Source organism: Mesorhizobium sp. M0830, from assembly GCF_040319965.1.
Classification (GTDB): Bacteria; Pseudomonadota; Alphaproteobacteria; order Rhizobiales; family Rhizobiaceae; genus Mesorhizobium.
The window spans coordinates 40,084-62,924 of record NZ_JAMYOR010000006.1 but is presented as its reverse complement, the minus strand read 5'-3'; the positions used below and the strand labels follow the sequence as shown (position 1 = coordinate 62,924).

The 22,841-nt window shown below is 62.0% G+C and carries 22 protein-coding genes; 14 read left to right on the top strand and 8 right to left on the bottom strand.

The features are described from left to right. Positions 1–44 precede the first annotated feature (44 nt). Genes NKI20_RS05990 through NKI20_RS05975 form a run of 4 tightly spaced genes read right to left on the bottom strand, consistent with a single transcriptional unit; the run spans position 45 to position 4,129 of the window. A complete protein-coding gene (locus NKI20_RS05990; protein WP_023761681.1) occupies positions 45–890 on the bottom strand; it encodes a hypothetical protein in 846 nt (281 codons plus the stop codon). Beyond that, entirely contained in the window at positions 871–2,274 is a 1,404-nt protein-coding gene (gene fliI / locus NKI20_RS05985; RefSeq protein WP_352599736.1) for a flagellar protein export ATPase FliI, read from the bottom strand. Before fliI ends, NKI20_RS05990 begins: the two co-directional genes overlap by 20 nt. A 3-nt stretch (positions 2,275–2,277) precedes the next feature. After that, positions 2,278–3,000 (bottom strand): flagellar basal-body rod protein FlgF, encoded by a 723-nt coding sequence (gene flgF, locus NKI20_RS05980; RefSeq protein ID WP_352599738.1) that lies wholly within the window; start codon positions 2,998–3,000, stop codon positions 2,278–2,280. Positions 3,001–3,007: 7 nt separating this feature from the next. After that, on the bottom strand, positions 3,008–4,129 hold the full coding sequence (locus NKI20_RS05975) for a DUF1217 domain-containing protein (RefSeq protein WP_352829097.1): 1,122 nt from the start codon (positions 4,127–4,129) through the stop codon (positions 3,008–3,010). A 147-nt stretch (positions 4,130–4,276) separates the two neighbouring features. On the opposite strand from NKI20_RS05975, the gene motA reads away from it, so the two are divergent. The 6 genes from motA to NKI20_RS05945 are packed head-to-tail and all read left to right on the top strand — an operon-like array spanning position 4,277 to position 9,153. After that, positions 4,277–5,152 carry a flagellar motor stator protein MotA gene (gene motA, locus NKI20_RS05970; RefSeq protein ID WP_023761677.1) on the top strand — a complete coding sequence of 292 codons (876 nt, stop codon included), beginning with the start codon at positions 4,277–4,279 and terminating at the stop codon, positions 5,150–5,152. Between the two features lie 32 nt (positions 5,153–5,184). Next, the gene (locus NKI20_RS05965; protein ID WP_352725392.1) at positions 5,185–6,132 is read left to right on the top strand and encodes a FliM/FliN family flagellar motor switch protein; all 948 of its coding nucleotides are present in this window, start codon (positions 5,185–5,187) and stop codon (positions 6,130–6,132) included. A 15-nt stretch (positions 6,133–6,147) separates the two neighbouring features. Beyond that, the gene (gene fliN, locus NKI20_RS05960; RefSeq protein ID WP_023761675.1) at positions 6,148–6,534 is read left to right on the top strand and encodes a flagellar motor switch protein FliN; all 387 of its coding nucleotides are present in this window, start codon (positions 6,148–6,150) and stop codon (positions 6,532–6,534) included. A gap of 43 nt (positions 6,535–6,577) precedes the next feature. After that, a complete protein-coding gene (locus NKI20_RS05955; RefSeq protein WP_352829095.1) occupies positions 6,578–7,588 on the top strand; it encodes a flagellar motor switch protein FliG in 1,011 nt (336 codons plus the stop codon). Between the two features lie 9 nt (positions 7,589–7,597). Further along, positions 7,598–8,680: a flagellar biosynthesis protein FlhB gene (gene flhB / locus NKI20_RS05950; RefSeq protein WP_023761673.1), complete on the top strand. Its 1,083-nt coding sequence runs from the start codon at positions 7,598–7,600 to the stop codon at positions 8,678–8,680. Then, the gene (locus NKI20_RS05945) at positions 8,677–9,153 is read left to right on the top strand and encodes a BspJ family T4SS effector nucleomodulin (protein WP_352829093.1); all 477 of its coding nucleotides are present in this window, start codon (positions 8,677–8,679) and stop codon (positions 9,151–9,153) included. Before flhB ends, NKI20_RS05945 begins: the two co-directional genes overlap by 4 nt. Positions 9,154–9,158: 5 nt before the next feature. Here NKI20_RS05945 and NKI20_RS05940 read toward each other — a convergent pair whose 3' ends face one another. Together NKI20_RS05940 and NKI20_RS05935 are read right to left on the bottom strand one after the other, a co-directional pair. Continuing rightward, positions 9,159–9,929: a helix-turn-helix transcriptional regulator gene (locus tag NKI20_RS05940; protein ID WP_352829091.1), complete on the bottom strand. Its 771-nt coding sequence runs from the start codon at positions 9,927–9,929 to the stop codon at positions 9,159–9,161. Beyond that, entirely contained in the window at positions 9,926–10,636 is a 711-nt protein-coding gene (locus NKI20_RS05935) for a helix-turn-helix transcriptional regulator (RefSeq protein ID WP_352599750.1), read from the bottom strand. Before NKI20_RS05935 ends, NKI20_RS05940 begins: the two co-directional genes overlap by 4 nt. Positions 10,637–11,218: 582 nt before the next feature. On the opposite strand from NKI20_RS05935, the gene NKI20_RS05930 reads away from it, so the two are divergent. Continuing rightward, positions 11,219–12,412 (top strand): TMEM43 family protein, encoded by a 1,194-nt coding sequence (locus NKI20_RS05930; RefSeq protein WP_352829090.1) that lies wholly within the window; start codon positions 11,219–11,221, stop codon positions 12,410–12,412. A 95-nt stretch (positions 12,413–12,507) separates the two neighbouring features. On the opposite strand, the gene NKI20_RS05925 is transcribed toward NKI20_RS05930, so the two are convergent. Together NKI20_RS05925 and NKI20_RS05920 are read right to left on the bottom strand one after the other, a co-directional pair. Continuing rightward, complete coding sequence (locus tag NKI20_RS05925) at positions 12,508–13,539, bottom strand: histone deacetylase family protein (RefSeq protein ID WP_352829089.1); 1,032 nt, start codon at positions 13,537–13,539, stop codon at positions 12,508–12,510. Positions 13,540–13,562: 23 nt separating this feature from the next. Further along, on the bottom strand, positions 13,563–14,216 hold the full coding sequence (locus tag NKI20_RS05920; RefSeq protein ID WP_352829088.1) for a TetR/AcrR family transcriptional regulator: 654 nt from the start codon (positions 14,214–14,216) through the stop codon (positions 13,563–13,565). Between the two features lie 259 nt (positions 14,217–14,475). On the opposite strand from NKI20_RS05920, the gene NKI20_RS05915 reads away from it, so the two are divergent. The 7 genes from NKI20_RS05915 to NKI20_RS05885 all read left to right on the top strand — a co-directional run bounded on the left by NKI20_RS05915 (position 14,476) and on the right by NKI20_RS05885 (position 22,805). Next, positions 14,476–16,149 (top strand): amidohydrolase, encoded by a 1,674-nt coding sequence (locus NKI20_RS05915; RefSeq protein ID WP_352829087.1) that lies wholly within the window; start codon positions 14,476–14,478, stop codon positions 16,147–16,149. A gap of 156 nt (positions 16,150–16,305) precedes the next feature. Then, positions 16,306–17,400 carry an ABC transporter ATP-binding protein gene (locus tag NKI20_RS05910; RefSeq protein ID WP_352829086.1) on the top strand — a complete coding sequence of 365 codons (1,095 nt, stop codon included), beginning with the start codon at positions 16,306–16,308 and terminating at the stop codon, positions 17,398–17,400. Further along, positions 17,400–18,332, top strand: coding sequence for an ABC transporter permease (locus tag NKI20_RS05905; RefSeq protein ID WP_023761661.1), 933 nt, complete (start codon positions 17,400–17,402; stop codon positions 18,330–18,332). Before NKI20_RS05910 ends, NKI20_RS05905 begins: the two co-directional genes overlap by 1 nt. Beyond that, positions 18,325–19,137 carry an ABC transporter permease gene (locus NKI20_RS05900; protein WP_352829084.1) on the top strand — a complete coding sequence of 271 codons (813 nt, stop codon included), beginning with the start codon at positions 18,325–18,327 and terminating at the stop codon, positions 19,135–19,137. The genes NKI20_RS05905 and NKI20_RS05900 overlap by 8 nt, the downstream gene beginning before the upstream one ends. A 28-nt stretch (positions 19,138–19,165) precedes the next feature. Continuing rightward, complete coding sequence (locus tag NKI20_RS05895) at positions 19,166–20,194, top strand: extracellular solute-binding protein (protein WP_031260861.1); 1,029 nt, start codon at positions 19,166–19,168, stop codon at positions 20,192–20,194. A 66-nt stretch (positions 20,195–20,260) separates the two neighbouring features. Next, the gene (locus tag NKI20_RS05890) at positions 20,261–21,457 is read left to right on the top strand and encodes a serine hydrolase domain-containing protein (RefSeq protein ID WP_352829082.1); all 1,197 of its coding nucleotides are present in this window, start codon (positions 20,261–20,263) and stop codon (positions 21,455–21,457) included. Between the two features lie 166 nt (positions 21,458–21,623). Further along, complete coding sequence (locus NKI20_RS05885) at positions 21,624–22,805, top strand: serine hydrolase domain-containing protein (protein WP_352829080.1); 1,182 nt, start codon at positions 21,624–21,626, stop codon at positions 22,803–22,805. The last annotated feature ends 36 nt before the right edge of the window (positions 22,806–22,841 follow it).

Here is a 22,841-nt window from a genome sequence, read left to right as displayed (position 1 = left end):
CTTGCGCGGACCTTGCGGATAGCAGCAGGCTTCAGACGGGGCGCCTATCGGGAGAGTTGGATCACCTGGTTGGTGCTGGTGACCATCACCCATTTGCCGTTGCGCTGCTCGATGGATGACACCTGGCTGGTATCCGGCAGTATCGAGCCAGGCTGGACGATCCAGAGGCCGGCGTCGTCCTCAATCATGGCGCGGCCATTGGCGACATGGACCATGCGGAATTTCGCCGCGTCGGCCGGAAAGGGCTGATCGTCGGGTGCCGGTGAGGGATTGGCGTCATCCTGCACGGTTCCCGTGGCGAGCAGATCGAGATTGGTGGCCGGAACGTCTTTGGCCGTCAGCGGCGCGCTGCGTTGGGCGACCACGCCGCCGCCCGCCCGTCCCGAATTGGTGCCGGTGCCGCCGAACTTGATCGCCTGTACGCCGAATTGGTCCTGATTGAAGAATATGTACCACGGAAACAGGGCGCAAATCAGCCCGAGCGTGATGCCGAGCGCGGCAATGACGAAGTCGCTGCGCCGGTCCGATTTCTTTTTCAGCCTGGGAAACTGCGCCTTTGGCGGCTGCGGCCATTCGGTGCGCGGGAACAGCCCGTCGATCAGCGATTCGCGGCTGGCTTGAGTCATCTCGGCGGCCCCGGCCCGGGGAACCCTGGGCAGGGCGGGCTCGGCGACCTTGGTCAGAACGGAATCGGCTTTGGCAACCCGTGGCAGGGCTGGCTTTACGGCTCTGGCCAGAACGGCCTCGGCTTTGGCAGCGATCGCACGGGCAACCTTTGCCTTGGCGGTTCTGGCTTCGTCAGCTCGGGCTTTCTCCGCCGCGTTGGCCTCGGCGATCATGTCGCGCAGGATGCGCTCGGTATATTCGCGTTCAGTCTCCGGCATCGGCATTCAGCTTGCTCTTGAGGTGGCGGGCGAGATCGGAGAACGGATCGGTTGACGGGCGGTCCTTCGGCGTTTGCGTCAGCGCTTCGTAGATCAGCGGCACCTGGCGCACGGCAATATCGAGCTCGGCATCGACGCCGCCCTGGTAAGCACCCAGCAAGCGGATGTCGCGCGTATCCTCGAACCGCGAGATCATCGACTTCAGTCTTGTCACCAGCGCGCGCTGTTCGGTGCTCCACGCCTTGTCGGCCAGCCGCGATATGGACGACAGCGGATTGACCGGCGGGTAGCGGCCCTGTTCGGCAATCGTGCGGTCGAGCACGACGTGACCGTCGAGAATGCCGCGCACGGAATCAGCGACCGGGTCGTTGTGGTCGTCGCCGTCGACCAGCACGGAGATGATGGCGGTGATCGATCCTTTGCCTTCCGTGCCTGGCCCGGCACGTTCGAGCAGCTTGGGCAGTTCGGTGAACACCGAAGCCGGGTAGCCGCGCGCGACCGGTGGCTCGCCGGTTCCCGTCGCCACCTCGCGCAGCGCGTGGGCAAAGCGGGTGATCGAGTCCAGCACCAGGAGCACGCGGTGGCCCTGATCGCGAAAATGTTCGGCGATGCGCATGGCGGTGTCCGGCGCGCGCCGGCGCATCATGGCGCTCTCGTCACTGGTGGCGACGACGGCGACGGTCTTGGCCATGCTGTCGCCGATCGTGTCCTCGAGGAATTCGCGGACTTCGCGGCCGCGTTCGCCGATGAGCGCCACGACGACGGTGTCGAACGCGTCGGCGCCGGCAAGCATGGCGAGCAGCGTCGACTTGCCGACGCCGGAGCCGGCGAAGATGCCAAGGCGCTGGCCGAAGCAGAGCGGCGTGAAGATGTCGATGACCTTGACCCCGGTCATGAAGGCGGTGCCGACACGCTGCCGCGCCATTGCGCCGGGCGTCGTCTGGGCGCCGCTCGACGCGTCGTCACCCCTGACGAGCGGCGCGCCGCCATCGATTGCCCTGGTGAGCGCGTCGATGGTACGGCCGCGCCACGAGGCATGCGGCGCCACCGCGAGCGGACCGCGGCGGAACACGGCATCGCCGATGCCGGCATCTGCACTGCGTTCGAAGGGCGCCACGACGACTTCGTCGCGGCTGATCTTGACGATCTCGCCATGGCGCGTGCCGCCATGGCCGCGCTGCTCGACGATGTCACCGAGCCTGGCGAAATCGGATAGGCCGTGCACCTTGTAATGCGTGGGCGTGACTTCGGTGACGCGGCCTCCGCGCTTGAGTAGCGTCTCGGCGTCGGCGAAACGCTGCCATACCCGTTCCAGCGCGGCAAGCCGGTCTTTCGGGGCTGGCTGGAGCTGCCTTTCGGATGCGCGCAGGGATGGCTGGTCAAGTGACATGGACTATTTCGAGCCGAGCGTCTTGATCGCCTCGTCAGTGGAGGAATCGGTCTGCCGCATAAGGGCAGCGGTGTTCTCGAAGGCGCGCTGGACCATGATCAGCCGGGTGATCTCCAGCACCGGATTGACGTTGGATTCTTCGAGAAACCCCTGGGCGATGCCTATATCGGAGCGATCGGTAACAGGCTCAGGCGTGCGTGCCGGAACGATGCCGGAATTGCCGTAGCGGACAAAATTCTCGCCCGGATCGAAATTGTAGAGACCGATCGAGCCGACAAGCTGACCGTTCTGGCGCAGCGAACCGTCGGCCCCGGCCTTGGGCGGACCGTTGCGCGGATCGAGTTGGATCGGCGAGCCGCCGGCATCGAGCACTGCGTGGCCTTCCATCGACATGAGTTCGCCGTTCTCGTTCATCGAAAAGCGCCCGTCGCGGGTCATGACGGTGCCGACAGGTGTATCGATGGCGAACCAGGCGTCGCCCTGGACGGCGAAATCGAAGGGATTTCCGGTCTCGCTCAAGGCACCGTGAGCGCCGGAAAGATAGGTCTTGCCAGAGGATGCGAAGGACACCGATTTCGACCCGGTGCCGGAGACGACGTCCTCGAACTTCACGCCGGTGGCGCGAAAACCGATCGTCGAGGCGTTGGCGACATTGTCGGCGATCGTATCGAGGCGGCGCTCGAGCGCGATCTGCGAGGAAAGGGCGACGTACAGACTGTCCCGCATGATGCTCTCAGAACCTCAGCTTCTGCATGGCCATCATCAGGTCGGTGGAGATGCCGACCGTGATCGGCTGCGCAAAGAGCACGCCGACCGAGGTGACCGCCGATGACGTCGGGTTGTTGATCTCGTACATGCTGGTGAAGCGTGTCAGAAACTTACCGAGCTTCTCGGGGTCGGAGAAATCCGAGATGTCGAGTTTCTGCTCGAACAGCTGCGCCTGCTTGTCGACATCGGCGGTGGCGAAGGAGTCGGGCAGCCCGAGCACGGTGCGCACGACGCTGGCAAGCGCGGTGTCGGCCAGCACGTCGAACCAGCTGGTGATATCAGGCGCCTTGCGGTCGAAATAAAGCGCCAGCCGCACACCCTGGTTGGTGTTGCCGGCATCCTCTTCGAGGGTCTGGCGCATATATTTGTCGACGGTGGGCTGCTGTGCCGGATTGATGGTGGTGGTGTTCGCACCATAGGCTTCGAAGTTGAAAGCGGAGGCAAGTGCGGCGTAGGTCTTGTCCGTCATCTTGTTGGCGACGCTGTCAGGATCGCGGACGCCACCTTGCAGGACCCGCTTGATGAGGTCCTTGTCCTCCGTCGCCGAATCGAGACCGAAAGAAGCCAGGGCATATGTGTAGAGCCGGTCGTTCGACATCAGATCGTCGATCGACTTCACCTTTGTGATGTTGGCGAGATAGTATGTGGTCTCGCCCTTCACATAGGCCGAAGCCGGATCGAGGCCGGCGATTTCCGCCTGCGTGGCGTAGTTCTTGGTCACCATCTGCTGCGTCTTGTTGTAGATGGTCGCATTGGCGCCGTTGGCGGCGAAATTGAAGGCGCTGACGAATTCGGCATAGCGCTTATCGGTCAGCTTGTTGGCGAAACTGTCGGGATTGGAGATACCTTCCTTCAGGGCCTTGACCATGAAGGCCTTGGCGTAGTCCATGTCCTCGAGCCCGTAGGCCTTCATGGCGTATTTGAAGAGACGGTCATTCTTGACGAAATCGTCGATCGATTTCACCTTGGTTATGTTGGCAAGATAATATTTGGTGTCGCGATCAACCACCGGCTGCTGCTCGATCCTGTCGATCGACTTCGAGATGTCCTTGGTGATGAGCTGGTAGCTGGTAAAGGTATTCAGCAAAAACGTGCCTCCGGCCGAAGCTATGTCAGGACAATATCCCCACTTCCTTGCGCGAAACTGAATCGGATCCGGCGGCTTCGATTCAAGCCTCACACAAGGCACGAGGGCTATTCCTTGCTCCTGATGTGAAATGCGGAAGGACCTTTCGTGGGCATTCTGATTGGACTTGTGGTGACGCTCGGCTGCGTCCTTGGCGGCTTCATGGCCATGGGCGGCCATCTTCATGTGCTGGTACAGCCGTGGGAAGCCGTGGTCATCTGCGGTGCGGCGCTCGGCACCTTCCTCGTTGCCAACCCGATGAAGACGGTCAAGGACACCGGCAAGGCCATCCTCGAAGCGTTCAAGCAGGCTGTGCCGAAGGAGCGGGACTATCTCGAAACGCTGGGCGTGCTGCACTCACTGATGCGCGAGCTGCGCTCGAAGTCGCGCAGTGAGGTCGAAGCCCATATCGACAATGCCGAGGAGTCGGCGATCTTCCAGGCATTCCCGACCGTGCTCAAGAACCATGATCTGACGCATTTCATCTGCGACTACTGTCGCATCATCATAATCGGCAATGCTCGCTCGCATGAGATCGAGGCGCTGATGGACGAGGAAATCCAGACCATCAAATCCGACAAGATGAAGGCCTATCACGCGCTGATCGCGGTTGGCGATGGCTTGCCGGCGCTCGGCATCGTCGCTGCCGTCCTTGGCGTGGTCAAGGCGATGGGCGCGCTCGACCAGTCGCCGGAAATCCTAGGCGGCCTGATCGGCGCGGCCCTGGTCGGCACCTTCCTCGGCATCTTCCTGTCCTACGCGGTGGTCGGGCCTGTCGCCACCAAGATCAAGACTGTGCGCGAGAAGAAGAATCGCCTCTATATCATCGTCAAGCAGACGCTGCTGGCCTACATGAACGGCGCGCTGCCGCAGGTGGCAATCGAGTTCGGCCGCAAGACCATTTCGTCCTACGAACGACCGACGATCGACGCCGTCGAGCAGAGCACGATGAACACCGGCGCCGTCGAAAAGAAGGCCGCCTGAACGATGCGCGACAGATCGGTCCCAGCACCGTCATGACCAGTCCAGGCAGCCCATCGGAAGCGCGCTCGCTGATCATCGAGCGCCTCGTCGGTGACAGCGGCGAGGCCGCGCAGGTCATCGATGCGGGTCGCGCCATGGCCGAGCGCGCTGTGCCGCTGCTGCAGAAAAGCCTGACCGGCGAGCTTGGCGTTCCGGTCATTGTCGATCTCAAAGCGATCGAGATCAGTCGTGTTCCCGAGGCGCGTTCCCGCGCCGGTGAGAATTTCGCGATGACCGTCGTTGCCTCGCCGGCGTCTTCCGATGCCGTGACCCTCGTCATCGATGGCGCCGCGATCGCCATCATGGTCTCGACGCTGTTTGGGGGTGACCCGGACATGCCAGTGTCGCCGATCGAGCGTGACCTGTCGCCGATCGAGACCGACGTTTCGACGATGGTGTTTCAACAGGTCGCGCAGGCGCTGAACGGATCCGGTCGGCGCTCGCTTGAGCTACGGCTTCCGGCGCCGCGGGCGATGTCTGGCATGGAAGCCAAGCGACACGTGCTGCGCGACGGCGCCGCACTGCGCATCGTCCTCGGCGTCTCGACGCCGGCCGACAGCGGCAGCATCACCGTGACGATGCCGCAGCGTATCGTGCTGGCCGGTCGGGACGGCGTTGCCGCGGTCAGCGAGAAGGATCAAAACGCCAACTGGCGCGCGCGCTTTTCGGAAGAGGTGATGCGTTCAGCGGTAGCGCTCGAAGCCACCATGCCGCTGGCCCGGCTAACGCTCGGCGACCTCGCCAACTTCGACATCGGCCAGATCATCGAATTCGAGGAGACGGCGCAATCCCAGGCGCGTCTCAGTGCCCGCGGCCAGACGCTGTTCGTCTGCGAATTCGGCAAACTGGGACAGAATTATACCGTCCGAATCAAGCATCCCTACGATGCCGGGCAGGATTTTATCGACGGGCTGATGCCGGCTGCCGCCGGACGCGCCTGAGCACTGGAGACATTCATGGCCAAGACCAAGGTGGAAGCCGACCTCGACCAGCCGGACGAACAACTCGACCGTGCCATCGAAGAATTGCGCGGGGTTCTGCACGAAGAGGAACAACGCCCGGATGCGGCGTTCAGGGCCGCCTCCGGCGCCAATTCAAGTGTCATCATGAACATCCCCGTCGATGTTCAGATCATTCTCGGCAGCACCGAGATGCCGGTCTCTGACCTGATGGCGCTCCAGAAGGGCTCGACGGTGGCGCTTAATCGTCGTATCGGCGAACCTGTCGACGTTGTGGTCAACGGCCGCAAGATCGCGCGCGGCGAGATCACCGTGCTGGAAAGCGATCCGTCGCGCTTCGGCATCAGGCTGACCGAAATCATCGCTGGCACGAAGGGCGCCTAGACATGGGTTGCGGAGCTTGCCGGTGGCAGCGAAGGCGAGTGGCATGACGACGCCGGCCACCTTGACCCGCGCGCAGAAGGCAGCCGCCATACTGGTGGCGATGGGCAAGCCGTCGGCCAGCCGCCTGTTGAAATTCTTCAAGCAGGAAGAACTGAAGGCGCTGATCGAGGGCGCCCGACTGCTGCGGACGATTCCGCAAAGCGATCTCGAGCGCATCGTCGCCGAGTTCGAGGCCGAGTTCACCGAAGGGGCGGGATTGCTCGATTCCGCCGACAGGATGGACACCATCCTCAACGAGTCGCTGTCGCCCGAAGAGATGAGCGCGATCATGGGCGACAAGAGATTCGAAGTCGCCCCGGAAGGCCCGCCGCCCATCTGGCCCGAGCTCGAAAAGCTCGAGCCGGCGCGGCTTGGCGCCTTCCTGGCGGGCGAGCACCCGCAGACTGCGGCCATGGTGCTGTCGAAGCTGGCGCCGCAGGTTGCGGCGAGCGTGCTGCTGACGTTGACCAAGCCGATGCGTGGCGAAATCATCAAGCGCATGGTGACGATGGCCAATGTTCCGGACGCCGCCAGCAAGATCGTCGAAAACCGGCTGCGCACCAGCGTGTTGGCGGAAACCTCGACCAAAGACACTTCTGCCGGGCAGGCGCGTGTCGCCAGCGTTCTCAACGAACTGGACAAGCCGCTGCTCGAGGAGGTCATGCAGGATCTGGAGGCCGCCGGCACGCCCGACCTCGATGGTGTGCGGGCCCGCCTGTTCGCCTTCGATGACCTGCCGCTGCTCACCCAGAAAGCGCGGGTGCTGCTGTTCGACGGGCTATCGACCGAACTGGTCACACTGGCCTTGCGCGGCGCGCAGGCGGGACTTGCCGAATCCGTGCTGTCGGCGATCGGCGCGCGGTCGCGGCGCATGATCGAAGCCGAACTCGGACAAGGTTCGGAAGGAGTTCTTCTTGCCGATATCACAGCAGCACGCAAGACGATCGTGACGACGACGATCCGGCTGTCGCGCGAAGGCGCCTTCGAACTTCCGTCGACCCAAGACGCCGCCTAAGATCGCGCCATGGCTGACGCGGTCGACAAGGACTCGAAAACCGAAGAGGCGACGGAAAAGAAGATCCGCGACACTGTCGAACAGGGCAAACTGCCCCATTCGCGGGAAACGGCGCTCCTTGCATCGTTCGTTGCCATACTGGTGTTCACCGTCTTCTACGCCAAGGACGCGGTCATCGATCTCGGCATGTTCCTGTCGATGTTCCTGGAGAAGCCGGAAGCGTGGCCGATGGACACCGAGACGGACGTCATCGCGCTCTACAGGACTGTCATTTTCGAGGTGGGCCGGGCCGTCATCAGCCTGTTCGTGCTGCTGACTGTCGCCGGTGTCGGCGCCTCGGTGTTCCAAAACATGCCGCAGTTCGTCGGCGAGCGGGTGCGGCCGCAATTCTCGCGCATCTCGATCCCCAAGGGGTGGAACAGGCTGTTCGGCATTCAGGGTTGGGTCGAGTTCCTGAAGTCACTCGGCAAGGTCGGCTTTGCCATCGTCGTGCTGAGCTTCACTCTGTCGGAAGACCACCGCAAGCTGCTCGCCGGCATGATCACCAATCCGGTCGCTTTCGGACTCGTCATCCGCGGCATTGCCGTCGACATCCTGGTGGCGATCGTCTTCGTCATGGGGTTGATCGCGGCAGTCGACATCGTCTGGTCGCGCTTCCACTGGAAGCAGGATCTGCGCATGAGCAAGCAGGAGGTCAAGGACGAGTTCAAGCAGTCCGAGGGCGATCCGATCGTCAAGTCGCGACTGCGCTCGCTGGCGCGCGACCGGGCGCGCAAGCGGATGATGACGGCGGTGCCGCGCGCGACGCTGATCATCGCCAACCCGACGCACTTTTCGATCGCGCTAAGATACGTGCGCGACGAGGACTCGGCACCAATGGTGTTGGCCAAGGGGCAGGATCTGGTGGCGCTGAAAATCCGCGAGATCGCACGCGAAAACAACATCCCGATCTTCGAGGACGTGGCGCTCGCCCGCTCCATGTACAAGCAAGTTTCGGTCGATAGTGTGATCCCATCGCAATTCTACCAGGCCGTCGCCGAACTGGTGCGGATCGTCTACTCGAAAAAGGCTGAGCGCAGACAGATTTCATGAACCGTCAACCGCATGCAAAATCCCGCGAGATCATCGTCGCCAGTGCCATCGAGCAGGTGGTGGGTGAACTGAGGCTGATCGATGTCGCCGACTATATAGCGTTCATCCGGCTGGAACATTTCGCATGCCTGTCGGATCTCGTCGATTCAGCGGTGGAGCTGTTCTTCATGCCTGGCACACTGCGGCTCGGCCATGGCGGCGAGGCGCATGTCGACTGGACCGGCAGCCCGCGCATCGTGCTTGATCTGGAGTTGAGGCCGCCTGGGGTCACCGTCTATTTCCAGCTGACGCTGAGCGAGAACGGCGCGTCGGTGGTGGTCAACTACGTGTCGTTCGAGAAGCCGGGCGAAGACCCGGAGCACAACACGGCCCTGCTCGAGGTGGTCATCGAACAGGCGCGTATCCGCAAGGTCGAGCCGCGGGCCTTTCGCGGAACATCGATCGCTTCCGACAGAAGCGGGCCAATCCTATAGTTGCCTTATTCGATCAGGCCAAGCCGCAGCGCCTTGGCAACGGCCTGGTTGCGGTTGACGGCGTTGAGTTTCTGGGTCGACTGGGTCAGATACTGGTTGGCTGTGTGCACCGACAGTTTCAGCAGCCGCGCGATCTCCTCGCTGGTGTTGCCATTGGCGGTCAGCTTCAGGCATTCGAGTTCGCGCTTGGAGATAGAGCGCATGCGGCCCGCATCGCCGGGACGGATGCGCGCCACGGCGGCGAACAACGAGAAGCAGCGGGCGTGGATCTCGTAGAGCGCGTCCTGCGGCAAGGCTATCTCAGAGCCCATGAAAACGACGAGTCCGCACTGCCCACGATCGGCGTGGACAGGAAACGCGATGCCACTGGTGCCGGGCGCCAGCGGGGCCATCTGCTCGGTCCAGGCGAGGTTGCCGAACATCGCCGCCATGGCGGCGCCGCCGTCATCCGTCCACCAGCGCGGTTCCGTCGAGATGCGGGTGTGGCGCACGATCTCCTCGCCATTGGCGCCTGAAATGAATTTCGTCGCCACCGAAATGCCGGGGTAGTCGGAATCAAGGCAAGGGACGAGCCGTGCGCGTTCGGGCGAGGGGCTGACAAAGAACAGGCCGAAGGCGGAGGCGTTGATGTCGACTGATATCCAGCGGCAGCGCCGCACGGCATCGGGAATGGTGACGGCGTGATGGGTCTCGGAGCCGAGAGAAAAGGCGCCGAACGGATTGCGCTGTTCGTTGAAAAGGGCCTCGGCAGCTTCTTTGATATCGGCGTGTTTCAAATGATGCCGCTCCTGATCGCCGTGGCGATGGCCATCGCACGGTTGCTGGCCGCGAACTTCTGGATGGCGTGGGTGATGTAGCTGTTGACGGTGTTGGAGGAGACGCCAAGAATGACGGCGACCTCGTCCGTGGTCTTGCCTTCGGAGACCCAGAACAGGCATTCGCGCTCGCGATCCGACAGCGGATCCTGCATCGCGGCGGCGGCAATCAGCTGCGGGATGTGTGACAGGGCATAGCAGCATTTCAGCTGCGCCCGCATCAGCGCCGGCTGGTCGATGTTGCCGGCAGTCGCCGCGGAGAACAGGGCGAACAGACGCTGGCGGCCGACATTGAGGCGCAGCGAATAGATCTCCGCATGGCCAAGCACGTCGAGAAGGCGCGCTTCCTCACCGGTGATCAACCCGTCAGCCTCGGGCGCCTGGGATGCCACCAGAGCGATCGGGCGGATACCCGGCCCCACCGTGAGCGCTCCTTGCGCAAGCCCGGCGATCAGCCGCTTGCCGGTCAGTTCGATGGCGTCGAAAATCCAGTTGGACGAGACGATGCGCGCATCGTTGCGGTCCTGATCGTGGACGATGGCGACCAGCATATAGCTGTCGGCACCGATCTCGGCGGTCAGCTGCATGAAAAAGCTGGTGAGGTCGCCGCGCGACGTCAGGCGCGAGCCCAATGTGTCGGATTGAAGTGGCGCTGCGGGACTGCTCATTCTGTTGCTTTTGGCCGGAATCGTTTCTGCCGCCCGGTTGCTGGAAGCCAGCCGCCGAACCCGAATACGCATCACTTTGACGAAGACACACGCGTGGCGCAGGGCTGCGCCAACCAGTTTCGAATCCATTCAGGGAACGCGAAGCCGTCCGCGTCTGGTGCCGGAAAAGCTCCGGAACAAGAGACTTTGGGTGGTCGCCGCGCCCCCCGAGGACCGGCTGATTCGGGTCTAATCTACCCGCAGTTGAATCCGACATCAAACGCGATTTGACAAAATCGAATCCGGCGGACTCGCGTGCGACTCAGAGGCGGACTCCGACCCCTTTCGCCGCCCTTACGCACCTGAAAAGTCGACACGAAAAGACGAACCGTGTTGCAAAGCTGCCGTATCGAAGACGGATCGGTTCCGATAGGTTCTCGGTGATCGGCAGGGATGGCGTCCTTTGGATCGGACCGGGCGGGATGACTGGCGCTTCTGGGCCATAGGCATTGGGGCGGAGCATAGATTCACGCCAACTGATCGGTTCAATGCGCGGCCAACGGCCGAGCTCAAATTCTGGCATCAATGGTTTCGGGGGAAATAATGAGCGATTCATTTCAGGAAGTTGCGTCGGTCTCGTGGTTCGGGCGGATCAAGCGCGCGGTCGGTGGGGTCATCTTCGGCCTGCTTCTGGTCGTGTTGATGGTGATCGGGCTGTTCTGGAACGAGGGCCGCGCGGTACAGACGGCGCGCTCGCTGGCCGAAGGGGCGGGTGCCGTGGTTTCGACCAGCGCCGACAGCGTCGATGCCGCCAATGACGGAAAGCTGGTGCATGTCAGCGGGCAGGTGACGGCGGACAGTGGTCTCGCCGATCCGGATTTCGGCATTGCGGCGCAAGGGCTGCGGCTGTCGCGCAGCGTCGAGATGTACCAGTGGAAGGAAGAATCCAAATCCGAGACCACCAAGAAGCTGGGTGGCGACGAAGAGACGGTGACCACCTACAGCTATTCGAAGGTGTGGGACGACAGCCAGATCGACTCGTCGGATTTCAAGAAACCGGACGGCCACCAGAATCCGCCGATGGCGATCCACAGCCGCACCTTCCAAATTCCGCAAGGCAAGCTCGTCGCCTTCGATCTCGACACGCCGGTGCTCGATCGCATCGAGGGCGACAAGGACTATCCGCTATCGTCCGACCAGTCTGCCGCGATCAAAGCCGCGTATACCGGCAGCCGGCCGCTCAGCATCGTCGACGGCGAGGTCTATCTCGGCGCAGACACGACAACGCCGGCGCTGGGTGACTACCGCATCAGCTACGACCTGGCGCCGCTCGGCGTGGTCAGCATCGTCGCACGGCAGGCCGGCAGCCGGTTCGAGCCCTACCAGACCGAGGCGGGCGACGCGTTGCTGATGGTCGACACCGGCACTGTCCCCGCCGACAAGATGTTCGCCGAGGCGGTCAGTGCAAACACCCTCATCACCTGGCTGCTGCGCGCTGCCGGCCTTTTGCTGCTGACCATCGGCTTTGCCCTGTTCCTCAGCCCGATCGGCGTGATCCTCGACGTCATCCCGTTCCTCGGCAGCATGGCGCGGATGGGAACCGGCATCATTGCCTTTTTCCTGGCGATCCTGGTCGGCACGACGACAATTGCGATTGCCTGGTTCTGGTATCGGCCGGTCCTGGCGGCGGGTATCCTGGTGACCGGCGTCATCGCGGCGGCGGGGGTCTACTACCTCGGCCGCTCGCGCAAACCGGCCGAGCCAGTTGTCGCGCCTAGCATCGGCGCCGCGACCTGAGCGAAATCCGGGCGGCATCGCCGCCCGTTCCTGGTGGTCTTCTACCTATGCCTGTCGTTGTCCCAGAACCGCTACACACTTTTGGGCGACAGGCATTACCGATCCTCGAAGCTGGTCAGCACGCCGACGGCGTTGATGCCGATCTCCTCCACGGCATAGCCGCCTTCCATGACGAACAGCGTCGGCAGGCCGAGCCTGGCGACGCGGCGGCCGATCTTGGGATAATCTGTCGTCGTCAGCCTGAACTGGCTGATCGGGTCCTTCTCGAACGTGTCGACACCCAGCGAGACGATGACGACATCCGGGGCGTAAGCGGCAAGCTTGGCGCAGGCGTGCTCGAGCGAGGCGTTCCAGGCGTCCCAGTCGGTGCCGAAGGGCATCGGGTAATTGACGTTGAAGCCTTCGCCTTCGCCGGCGCCAATTTCGTCGGCATGGCCGAGGAAGAACGGGTACTCGACCATCGGATCGCCGTGCAGGTTGAGGACCTGCACGTCGGCGCGGTCGTAGAAGATCTCCTGCGTGCCGTTTCCGTGGTGGTAGTCGACGTCGAGGATGGAGACACGGGCAGCGCCCTGGTCGCGGAACCATTGAGCGGCGACAGCGGCGTTGTTGATGTAGCAATAGCCGCCCATGAAGCCTGCACCGGCATGGTGGCCGGGCGGACGGCAGAGCGCGAAGGCGGAAGCGTCGCCATCCTTGACCAGGCCGGCAGCGGTCAGCGCCACGTCATAGGACGACTTGATCGCGGCCCATGTGCCTTCGACGAAGGTGGCGCCGGCATCGAAGGAATAGTAGCCAAGCAGGGCGTCGATGCGCTTCGGCGGCACGTCGCCGCGCAAGCCGCGCGTCGGCCAGGTGAAGGGCATCGCCGTGCCCTTCAGACCGGCTTCCACCCATTGCGGCCAGACCGTCGGCAGGAAGTCGACATAGTCTGATTTGTGGATGCGCTTGGCGGCGGCAAGATCATGCTCGAGCGGCAGGACGATCGGTCCCAGTCTCACGCTTTCGACCCGCGCCTTGATGAATTCGGCCCGCGAGGGCTTCTCGAAACCCGGCACGATCGCACTCGTAACCAGTTCCATCTGGCCGGCATGGCCAGCGTGTAGCGGCGAATAGACAGTCTTCATCAAATTCCTCTCGAAATGCGAAATCATTCAAGGTTGAGATAGGGGGTCACCAGAGCGAGCCACATGGTTTCAACATCGTCCTCGATGAGGTCGTATGTCCTGCGGTCCTTTTTCAGCCCTACAAGCCGGCAGGCATGGCCGACCTCCATCATCAGCACGCCAAGCCGGCTGGCGACCTTGTCTTCAAGAGCCGGGTTCACATGCTGCAGCCATGCGGCATAGAGGGCGATGATCTGCTCGTCATATTCGTTTTGGATCGGCCGGAGATCGGCATTGCCTGAAATAGCCTCGATCACCGGCATCAAGGTGGCATTATCGAGATAGAGCCTCGACGTGTCTTTGAAGAGCTTGCGCACTTCACGCCGGAACTCTTCGCGGTTGGTGGGCGGGGCGACCTTGATGCGCCTCGCGATCACCTCGGGAAAGGATGACAGCCAGCGCCGGGCGAGGTCCAGAAGAATGGCTTCCTTGTTGGGAAAGTACTGGTAGACCGAACCGACCGACAGGCCCGCGCGCTGCGCAATGGCGAGCGTCGTCGGCGTCCTGGTTCCTTGCTCCCGTGTCAAGACCAGCGCGGCGTCGAGGATCCTGTCGACCACCTTGCTCGACCGTTGTTGCCGCGGCTGCTTGCGCGGTTCGAGCGCTATCCTGGTTTTGCGATCAAGACTGCGCTTCACGGCTTGCTGTCCTCGTTGCCCGCCCGGTCTCAACACAGGCGGAGCATGCTGTCCACAATACATTCGATATTCCGCATGTTGACAAACGCGAATAATCAGTCGCATTCTTTTATCCACGCTGTCTCTTGGCATAACAAGGGAAATCTCGAAGACGGCAAGTTGACATCACTTCTGTCCGGTAGCGCCGCTCCAGTGGAGCGGCAGGTTGTGGACGCCGGGGTTGTCGGTCTCAGTCGGTCGTCAAAAACGCGGAGTCGCGATGTCAGTCACGGGTGCGGGTCAAAACGCGGATCTGATCGTCATCAACGGTCGCGTGCTGACCATGGACGATGACAATCCCGCCGCCGAGGCAGTTGCCGTCAAGGACGGCGCCATCGTCGCCATCGGCAGCCGCGCCTCCATCGAACAGCTCAAGGGACCAGCCACCAAGGTCATCGACGCCAAGGGCGGTTCGGTCTTGCCGGGTTTCATCGAGGCCCACATGCATCTGTTCGGCGGCGCTGCCGAACTCGATAATCTGCATCTGGCTGGCGTGCACGGCTTCGACGCCTTGCGCGATGCGATCCAGACCTTTGCGGCGGCACGGCCCAACGCCAGGCTTCTGATCGGCGCCGGCGTCGACTATGCGATCCTTTCCGAGCCGGTTACGCGACATCATCTCGACCGCATGATCCCCGACCGCCCCTTTGCCATGTCGGCTTCCGACCACCATACGATGTGGGCGAACACCATGGCGCTGGAGCAAGCAGGGCTTCTGCACGGCCGCCAATTGGGACCGGGTAACGAAATCGTCATGGGCGCCGACGGGCTCGCCGCAGGCGAATTGCGCGAAGGCGAGGCATTCGGCCCGATCCTGGAATTCTTCGGCCAGAACCGCACGCGGCTTGGCCTGACCGGCGGCGAGCCCGAGCCTTACCCCTTGGCCGAGGAACTGGCGGCCGACCGCGATCTGATGCATCGCGGTCTCGAATGGTGCGCCAGGCACGGCATCACGTCGATCCAGAATATGGACGGAAACCTCTACCAGCTTGAGCTGCTTGCCGGCCTGGAACAGGAGGGGCGATTGCTATGCCGCACAAAAATTCCTTTCCACTTCAAGAACGTCATGGACATAGACATGCTTGAAAAGGCATCGACGATGGCCTCGACCTACAAGTCGGAATGGCTGTCGTCGGGCATGGTCAAGGTTTTTTACGACGGTGTGCTCGATTCATGGACGGCGGTGATGGTCGAGCCATATGCGGATCGTCCGGACTGGGTCGGCGAGCCGCTGTTTACGCCAGAACATTTCGCGCAAGTCGCGGTGGAGGCCGATCGGCGCGGCCTGCAGATCGCGGTGCATTCCATCGGCGACGGAGCGGTACGCGCGGTTCTCGACGGCTACGAGGCGGCGCAAAAGGCCAATGGCAAGCGCGACAGCCGGCATCGGGTCGAGCACATTGAGGTCATTACCGAAGCCGACGTGCCGCGCTTCGCCGAATTGGGCGTCATTGCATCCATGCAGCCGCCACATCCGCCCGGCGCGCTGAACTTCCCGCTGGAACCGACACTCTCGCGCATCGGCCGCGAGAGGTGGCCGCTGAGCTATGCCTGGCGCACGCTCAAGGATGCTGGCGCTCGCGTTGTGTTCGCTTCCGACTGGCCGGTGTCGCCGATCGATCCGATCCTGGGCATACAAGCGGCGGTGATGCGCAAACCTTGGGCAGAAGGCCTGCCGGACCAGAGTTTCTCGCTGCGTGAAGCGGTTGCCGGCTATACGGTCGAGGGCGCCTATGCCGAATTCGCCGAGCACCGCAAAGGCACGCTGAAACCCGGTTACATGGCCGATTTGGTGGTTTTGTCGGCGGATATCGAGAAGACGGCTCCGGCCGATCTGGACAAGGTGCGACCGGTGACGACGATCTGCGGCGGAAAGGTAACCTATCAGGCCTGACAATGGCATGAGGCTTGCTGGTGCATGGCTTGCTAGCCGAGATAATGAACTGAACTGTGATTCAATGCCGGACTTGCCAACCTACCGGCCATGTGGTCACATCGAACAGGGGAAGAGCTCCGCCAGCAAGAGCGGGGTCAACAGTGAGGCGTAATCGTGCCGGACAAACCGGGTCGGAATGCGATTGAAGTAGTAAACGTCAGCAAAATTTTCGGATCAGGTGAGGGGCAGGTCGCTGCCCTCGACACGGTCTCGGTATCCATCCGCGAGAACGAGTTCTTCACGCTGCTTGGCCCATCCGGCTGCGGCAAGACGACGTTGCTCAGGCTGATCGCCGGCTTCGACTTTCCAACGGCCGGTGAAATCCTGCTCTATGGCCAGGACATCGCGCCGTTGCCGCCCTTCAAGCGGCCGGTCAATACCGTTTTCCAGTCCTATGCGCTGTTCCCGCACATGACGGTGGCCGACAATATCGGCTTTGGCCTGGAGATGCTGGGCAAGCCGAAGGCCCGGATCAAGGTGCGCGTGGCCGAGATGCTGAAGCTGGTCAAGATGGAAGCACTCGCCGGTCGTCGCACCAGCCAGATCTCCGGCGGCCAACAGCAGCGCGTGGCGCTGGCCCGGGCGCTCGCGCCCCAACCCAAGGTATTGTTGCTCGACGAGCCCTTGTCGGCGCTCGACTACAAGCTCCGCAAGGAGATGCAGATCGAATTGAAGCGGCTGCAGCACGAGACCGGCATCACTTTCATCTTCGTCACCCACGACCAGGAGGAAGCCCTAACGATGTCGGACCGCATCGCGGTGATGTCATCGGGTAAGATCCTGCAGGTCGGCTCGCCCTGGGATATTTACGACAAGCCGGCGGAACGCTTCGTCGCCGATTTCATCGGCGAAACCAACTTCCTGACTGCCGCAATTGCCGGCGTCAGCGATGGAAAGGCTCAAGCGACACTCAAATCCGGCGCGACGATCAATGCCACGGTCGCGGAAGGCTTCCAGCCGAAAGACAAAGCCACCATAGTGGTGCGGCCTGAGCACGCCAAGCTGACCGCCGCCAAGGGCGACCTTTCCGGGACGGTGGAAAACATCGTCTATTTCGGCACTGATACACACATTCAGGTCCGTCTCGATAGTGGCGAGGCCTTCACCGTTCGCCAGCAGAACACCCGCAGTGCAGGCTGCGGTTTCGAGCAGGGTGACAAGGTCGGCATTGCCATCGGCAACGACGCCGCACAGGTGTTGAGGGACTGATGGTAGCCACCACACTCTCAAAAGCCGCTTTGTTCGAGACAGGGGCTGCCAAGGCCACCGCGCGGCGCAACCGACTGCTCTCCGTTCCGGCGCTGGTCATCATCGGCATTTTCGGAGTGCTGCCGCTAATCATCATCTGCGTCTATTCGTTCCTCGTCGCGGCACCCTATGGCGGCGTACAATGGCAATTCTCGACCGACGCCTATCTGAACTTCTTGTTCCAGCGCGATATTTTCGACGACACGCTGCAGTTCACGCCGGACTTCCTGATCATCTATTTGCGCTCCTTTCTGTTTGCGGTGGTGACGACGGTCATCTGCCTGCTGCTCGGCTTTCCCACCGCTTACTTCATGGCGACGCGGGCGCCAGCGCAGCGCAATTGGTGGGTGCTTTTGATCACCATCCCGTTCTGGTCGAACCTTTTGGTCCGCACGTTGGCGATCATGTTCATCATCCGCGACGAAGGCCTGATCAACAATGCGCTGATGGCATTGGGTGTGATCGATAAACCGATCACGATGCTCTACACCAATTTCGCCATCCAACTCGGATTGCTCTACGCCTTTCTGCCGTTCATGGTGCTGCCGCTCTATTCGAGCCTGGAGAAGCTGGACTTCCGGCTGATAGAGGCCGCGTACGATCTCTACGCGACACGACGGCAAGTCCTATGGCGTGTGATCATCCCGCTGTCGCGGCCTGGCATCATTGCCGGTTGCCTGCTGGTCTTCATTCCCGCCCTTGGCGCCTATGTGACCCCGCTTATCCTCGGCGGTGGCATACATCTGATGATCGGCGATCTCATTGCCCAGCAATTCGGATCCGGGCGCAACTGGCCGTTGGGCTGTGCCCAGGCGTTGATCCTGATGGCTGCCGTGCTGGTGGCCCTTTTCTTCTACGTCCGCAACACGTCGGGGAGGATACAACATGGCTGATCCCCGCAATATCGACATCAAGGACCAGCCGGGCTTCCGCTCTATCGCCATCATCTGCCTATGCGTGCTCTACGTGCCTGTCCTGATCCTGATGATCTTCTCGCTGAATAGTGGTTCGCTGGTCACGCAGTGGGAAGGTCTTACGCTCGGCTGGTACGACAGTGCGCTGCTCAACGAGGAATTCCACAGCGCTGCCAAGAACACGATGATCATTTCGGTGACCGCAACGATCATCTCGACGATCACAGCCACTCTGGCTGCGATCGGCATGACCCGGGTCAAGCCGTGGCGGGGCTTGTCTACAGCCTTTATGATCATCAACCTGCCGCTGATGGTCCCGGAAATCATCACGGCGGTGGCGACGCTGTCCTTCTTTGCCCTGATCGCCGGAATGTTCGGGCTGAACTTCGGCATCGGCAACCTCATCCTCGCCCACACTGTTTTCTGCATTCCTTTTGCCTACATGCCGATTCGGGCGCGGTTGGAGGATATGGACCTGACGCTCGAATACGCGGCCGCGGATCTCTATGCGACGCCTTGGAATGCATTCAAGCGTGTGACGCTGCCCTTACTTGTTCCCGGCATAATGTCGGGTGCCGCACTCGCCTTCATCGTGTCCTTCGACGATTTCACCATCACACAACTCGTCGCGGGGCCAGGGCAGACGACACTGCCGCTCTATATCTGGAACCAGATCAGGCGGCCGATGACGCCGGAGATCAACGCCATCTCCACCATTCTGCTGCTGGTCTCGATCCTCTTCGTCTCGATATCGTTCCTGATCGCGCGCCGACGCGCCAATTGAATTAATGGGAAGGCAAAGGAGAACAAAAATGTCTAGGAAGATGATGGCTGCCGTTTCGACGGCAGCGCTTTTGTGGGCGCTGCCTGCGCTCGCAGATGGCGAATTGCATATCTACAATTGGGGCGACTACACCAATCCCAAGCTGATCGAGAAGTTCGAGAAACAATACAATGTGAAGGTTACGCTGGACGACTACGATTCCAACGAAACCATGTTGTCGAAGGTGCGCGCCGGCAATTCCGGTTACGACATCGTGGTGCCCTCCGACTACACCGTGAAGATCATGGTGGACGAGGGCCTGCTCGAAAAGACCGAGCCCAACGCGATGCCGAACGGCAAGAATATCGATCCGCGTTTTGTCGACATCTATTGGGACAAGGGCCGCCACTACACCGCGCCGTGGCAGTTCGGCACCACGACTTTCGCGGTCAACATGGACAAGTTCAAGGGCGACATCGACACGCTCAGCATCCTCTTCGACCCGCCGGCAGAGCTCAAGGGCCAGATCAACGTGCTCGACGACGTCAACACCGTCATGCATGCGGCCGAGCGTTATGCCGGCGTGCCGCGCTGCGGTGCCGACAAGGCCAATCTGAAAAAGGTCAACGACATCCTGATGGCCGCCAAGCCGTCGTGGAAGACCTTCAGCTACGACACCATCACCAAGATCACCTCCGGCGACGTAATCGTGACGGAACAGTGGAACGGCGCGACCTACCGCTCGAGGCAGAAAATCCCCGCCATCAAGTATGCCTATCCGAAGGAAGGCATCGAAGGCTGGATGGACAATGTGGCGGTGCTGAAAGGCGCCAAGAACCTCGATAATGCCAAGCTGTTCCAGGATTTCGTCATGGCCCCGGAAAACGCGGCGCTGATCTCGGAATTCGCTGGCTATGACAACGGCATTGCCGGCAGCCACAAGTTCCTGCAAGCGGATTTCGCCAATTCGCCGGAACTCAACCCTCCGGCAGGTGCGCCGGCAGCCGAATTCGTTCCACCGTGCCCGCCTGAGGTGGTCGAGATCTACAACAAGATCTGGACCAACCTGCGCAAATAAGGCTCGGTTCAAAATCCTACGGAAGGGGGGCATCGGCCTCCCTTCTTCGCGCTTACGAGAGGCTCAATGTTATCCTACCGCAACAGCGACCCGCGGCCGCCGATCATGCAGGGCTCGCCACCCGCCATGGTGGTTCCCAAGCTCGACTGGGACCGGCCGCCGTGGAACCGCTGGGCGTTCCAGCACATCCGCGAATTCCTGCCGACCGCCGAAGTCTGGCGCGGCAATGGCCATCGCCACCGTTTCGAGCGCGCCGAGGTCGATCTCGACGGGTTGGCGGTCGAAGACAGCACAGGCGCGCCGACGACGCTCGCCGGGCTGCTCGACGAAACCTATACGGATGGCTTCCTGGTGCTCAAGGACGGCAAGGTTGCCTATGAGCGCTATTTCAACGGCATGGGCGAACGCACGCTGCACCTGTCGCAGTCGATGGCGAAGTCCATCACCGGTTCGGTGTTCGGCATACTGGTCGGGCGCGGCCTGATCGATCCGGCCAAGCCGGTGACCGACTACCTGCCGGAACTCAGCGCGACAGGCTGGGCCGGCGCCAGCGTCCAGCATGTGTTGGACATGACCAGCGGGGTGCGTTTCTCCGAGGAATATAGCGACCGCTATTCGGACATCGGCCAGGTCGATGTCGCCACCGGCTGGAAACCCGTGCCGCCTGACAGCGACCCGGATTTCCGCTGGCCCTCGCATATGTTCGAACTGATCCTGGGCTTGAAGGAAACGATCCGCCCGCATGGTGCTGCCTTCGAATACCGCTCGATCGAGACCGACGTGCTTGCCTTCATCATGGAGCGCGTGACGGGCAAGCGGCTGCCGCAGCTGGTTTCGGAAGAACTCTGGCAAAAGCTCGGCGCCGATGAAAGTGCCTGCTTCACGGTCGACGGCGCCGGCTATGCGCTGGCCAATGGCGGCTTCAACGCTACGCTGCGCGACTACGGCCGCTTCGGCCAGTTGATCCTCGACAATGGCGGCGGCATCGTGCCGGCCGATTGGATCGAGGCAACGCGCAACGGCAGACACGGGCCGGACTTCAACGCCAGCCTGTCGGAGGGCAGCTATCGCAACCAATTCTGGATCGAGGACCCGCGCTCGCGCGCGCTGATGTGCCGGGGCGTGTTCGGGCAGATGATCCATATCGACTGGAACACCGGAATGGTCGTGGTGAAGCTTTCGACCTATCCGGATTTCAGCAATGTCGCCTATTCCATAGCGACGCTGAAGGCCGTGCACGCCATCGCTGCTGCACTGAGCTGAGAGCCTGTTTGGAAACTCGCTCCAGCGGCCATCTGACGGCGTTTTCTGCGCTTCCGGTGCTCTCGGGCCTGAATGTCCGCTCCGCTCCGGTTCTCGAAACCACCACCATATGACTCGCCGGACCGACTTTCGAAACAGCCTCCAAAAACACATGGGAAGAAACGCCATGACCGGCAAGACCGCGTTCGAGACTCGATACGGCTTCCGCCGCAACGAGGTAGTGCTCGCCAACTGGCGCGAAAACCCGTTCAATCGATGGTCGTTCCAGAATCTCGGCGAACTGGTGCCTACCGCCTGCGTCGCAGCAGCGCCGGCTGGTGTCGAGATGCCCGTCCGGGACATGAGCGGCCTGCTCGGCGAGAAGGTCACGGTCGCCAGCACACCGGAGACGGTGGCTGAATTTCTCGTACGTTCGAGCACCGATGCACTGACGGTGATGAAAGGCGGCAAGATCGTCGGCGACTGGTTCGCGCCGCATATGGATTTCGGCGCCCGCCACATCATCTTTTCGATCAGCAAGTCGCTGACGGCGATCGTCGCCGGCATACTGGAAGGCGAGGGGGTGTTCGATCCGGATGCGCCGGTGACGCAGTATATTCCTGAGGCCGCCGGCTCCGCCTATGGCGATGCGAGCGTGCGGCATGTGCTCGACATGAGCGTCAGCCTCGATTTCGAGGAAGCCTATCTCGACCCGGAGAGCGCATTCGCCCGCTACCGCCGCGCCACGCTGTGGAATCCTGGCGGCGGCAGGGAGAGCCTGCGGGAATTCATCCTGACCCTGCAGCATCTTGCCGAGCCGCATGGCCAGACCTTCCGCTACCGCTCGCCCAATTCCGACCTGCTGGGTCTGTTGCTCGAGAGCGCGTCCGGCCAGCGTTTTGCCGACCTGATGCGTGAGAAATTATGGCTGCCGCTTGGCACCGTCAGCGACGCTTCGATCAGCGTCGACATGGAAGGCACGGCCCGCACCGCCGGCGGCATTTCGGTGACGCCGCGCGACCTGGCGCGCGTTGGCGAGATGATGCGGCAAGGCGGGGTGGCCAATGGCCGACGCATCGTGCCGGAAGCCTGGGTGCGAGACACGGTTGCTACCGGCGGCAGTGCCGCCGCCTGGCAGCGCGGCACGATGCGGCCATTGTTTCCCAAAGGCCGTTACCGCAACAAATGGTACCAGACTGGACACGAAAACGGCGTCTATTGCGGCATCGGCATTCATGGCCAGTGGCTCTATGTCGATCCGAAGACCGAAGTGGTGATCGCCAAGATGTCGTCGCAGTCGGAACCGGTCGACGATCGGCTCGATGCCGAGATCGTCGCCTTTTTTGGGGCGCTGAGCCGCATGGTCTGAGCGCCGCATTAGCATGCGCATTCCTGTGGACCCGCC

What these genes read in the sequence shown, in the direction of transcription:
- NKI20_RS05895 (WP_031260861.1), top strand. Translation starts at nt 19,166, where the DNA reads ATGTCTAGGAAGATGATGGCTGCCGTTTCGACGGCAGCGCTTTTGTGG.
- NKI20_RS05905 (WP_023761661.1), top strand. Translation starts at nt 17,400, where the DNA reads ATGGTAGCCACCACACTCTCAAAAGCCGCTTTGTTCGAGACAGGGGCT.
- NKI20_RS05890 (WP_352829082.1), top strand. Translation starts at nt 20,261, where the DNA reads ATGTTATCCTACCGCAACAGCGACCCGCGGCCGCCGATCATGCAGGGC.
- NKI20_RS05965 (WP_352725392.1), top strand. Translation starts at nt 5,185, where the DNA reads ATGACCAGTCCAGGCAGCCCATCGGAAGCGCGCTCGCTGATCATCGAG.
- NKI20_RS05935 (WP_352599750.1), bottom strand. Translation starts at nt 10,636, where the DNA reads ATGAGCAGTCCCGCAGCGCCACTTCAATCCGACACATTGGGCTCGCGC.
- flgF (WP_352599738.1), bottom strand. Translation starts at nt 3,000, where the DNA reads ATGCGGGACAGTCTGTACGTCGCCCTTTCCTCGCAGATCGCGCTCGAG.
- fliI (WP_352599736.1), bottom strand. Translation starts at nt 2,274, where the DNA reads ATGTCACTTGACCAGCCATCCCTGCGCGCATCCGAAAGGCAGCTCCAG.
- flhB (WP_023761673.1), top strand. Translation starts at nt 7,598, where the DNA reads ATGGCTGACGCGGTCGACAAGGACTCGAAAACCGAAGAGGCGACGGAA.
- NKI20_RS05945 (WP_352829093.1), top strand. Translation starts at nt 8,677, where the DNA reads ATGAACCGTCAACCGCATGCAAAATCCCGCGAGATCATCGTCGCCAGT.
- NKI20_RS05900 (WP_352829084.1), top strand. Translation starts at nt 18,325, where the DNA reads ATGGCTGATCCCCGCAATATCGACATCAAGGACCAGCCGGGCTTCCGC.
- NKI20_RS05955 (WP_352829095.1), top strand. Translation starts at nt 6,578, where the DNA reads ATGACGACGCCGGCCACCTTGACCCGCGCGCAGAAGGCAGCCGCCATA.
- NKI20_RS05990 (WP_023761681.1), bottom strand. Translation starts at nt 890, where the DNA reads ATGCCGATGCCGGAGACTGAACGCGAATATACCGAGCGCATCCTGCGC.
- fliN (WP_023761675.1), top strand. Translation starts at nt 6,148, where the DNA reads ATGGCCAAGACCAAGGTGGAAGCCGACCTCGACCAGCCGGACGAACAA.
- NKI20_RS05930 (WP_352829090.1), top strand. Translation starts at nt 11,219, where the DNA reads ATGAGCGATTCATTTCAGGAAGTTGCGTCGGTCTCGTGGTTCGGGCGG.
- NKI20_RS05885 (WP_352829080.1), top strand. Translation starts at nt 21,624, where the DNA reads ATGACCGGCAAGACCGCGTTCGAGACTCGATACGGCTTCCGCCGCAAC.
- NKI20_RS05925 (WP_352829089.1), bottom strand. Translation starts at nt 13,539, where the DNA reads ATGAAGACTGTCTATTCGCCGCTACACGCTGGCCATGCCGGCCAGATG.
- NKI20_RS05915 (WP_352829087.1), top strand. Translation starts at nt 14,476, where the DNA reads ATGTCAGTCACGGGTGCGGGTCAAAACGCGGATCTGATCGTCATCAAC.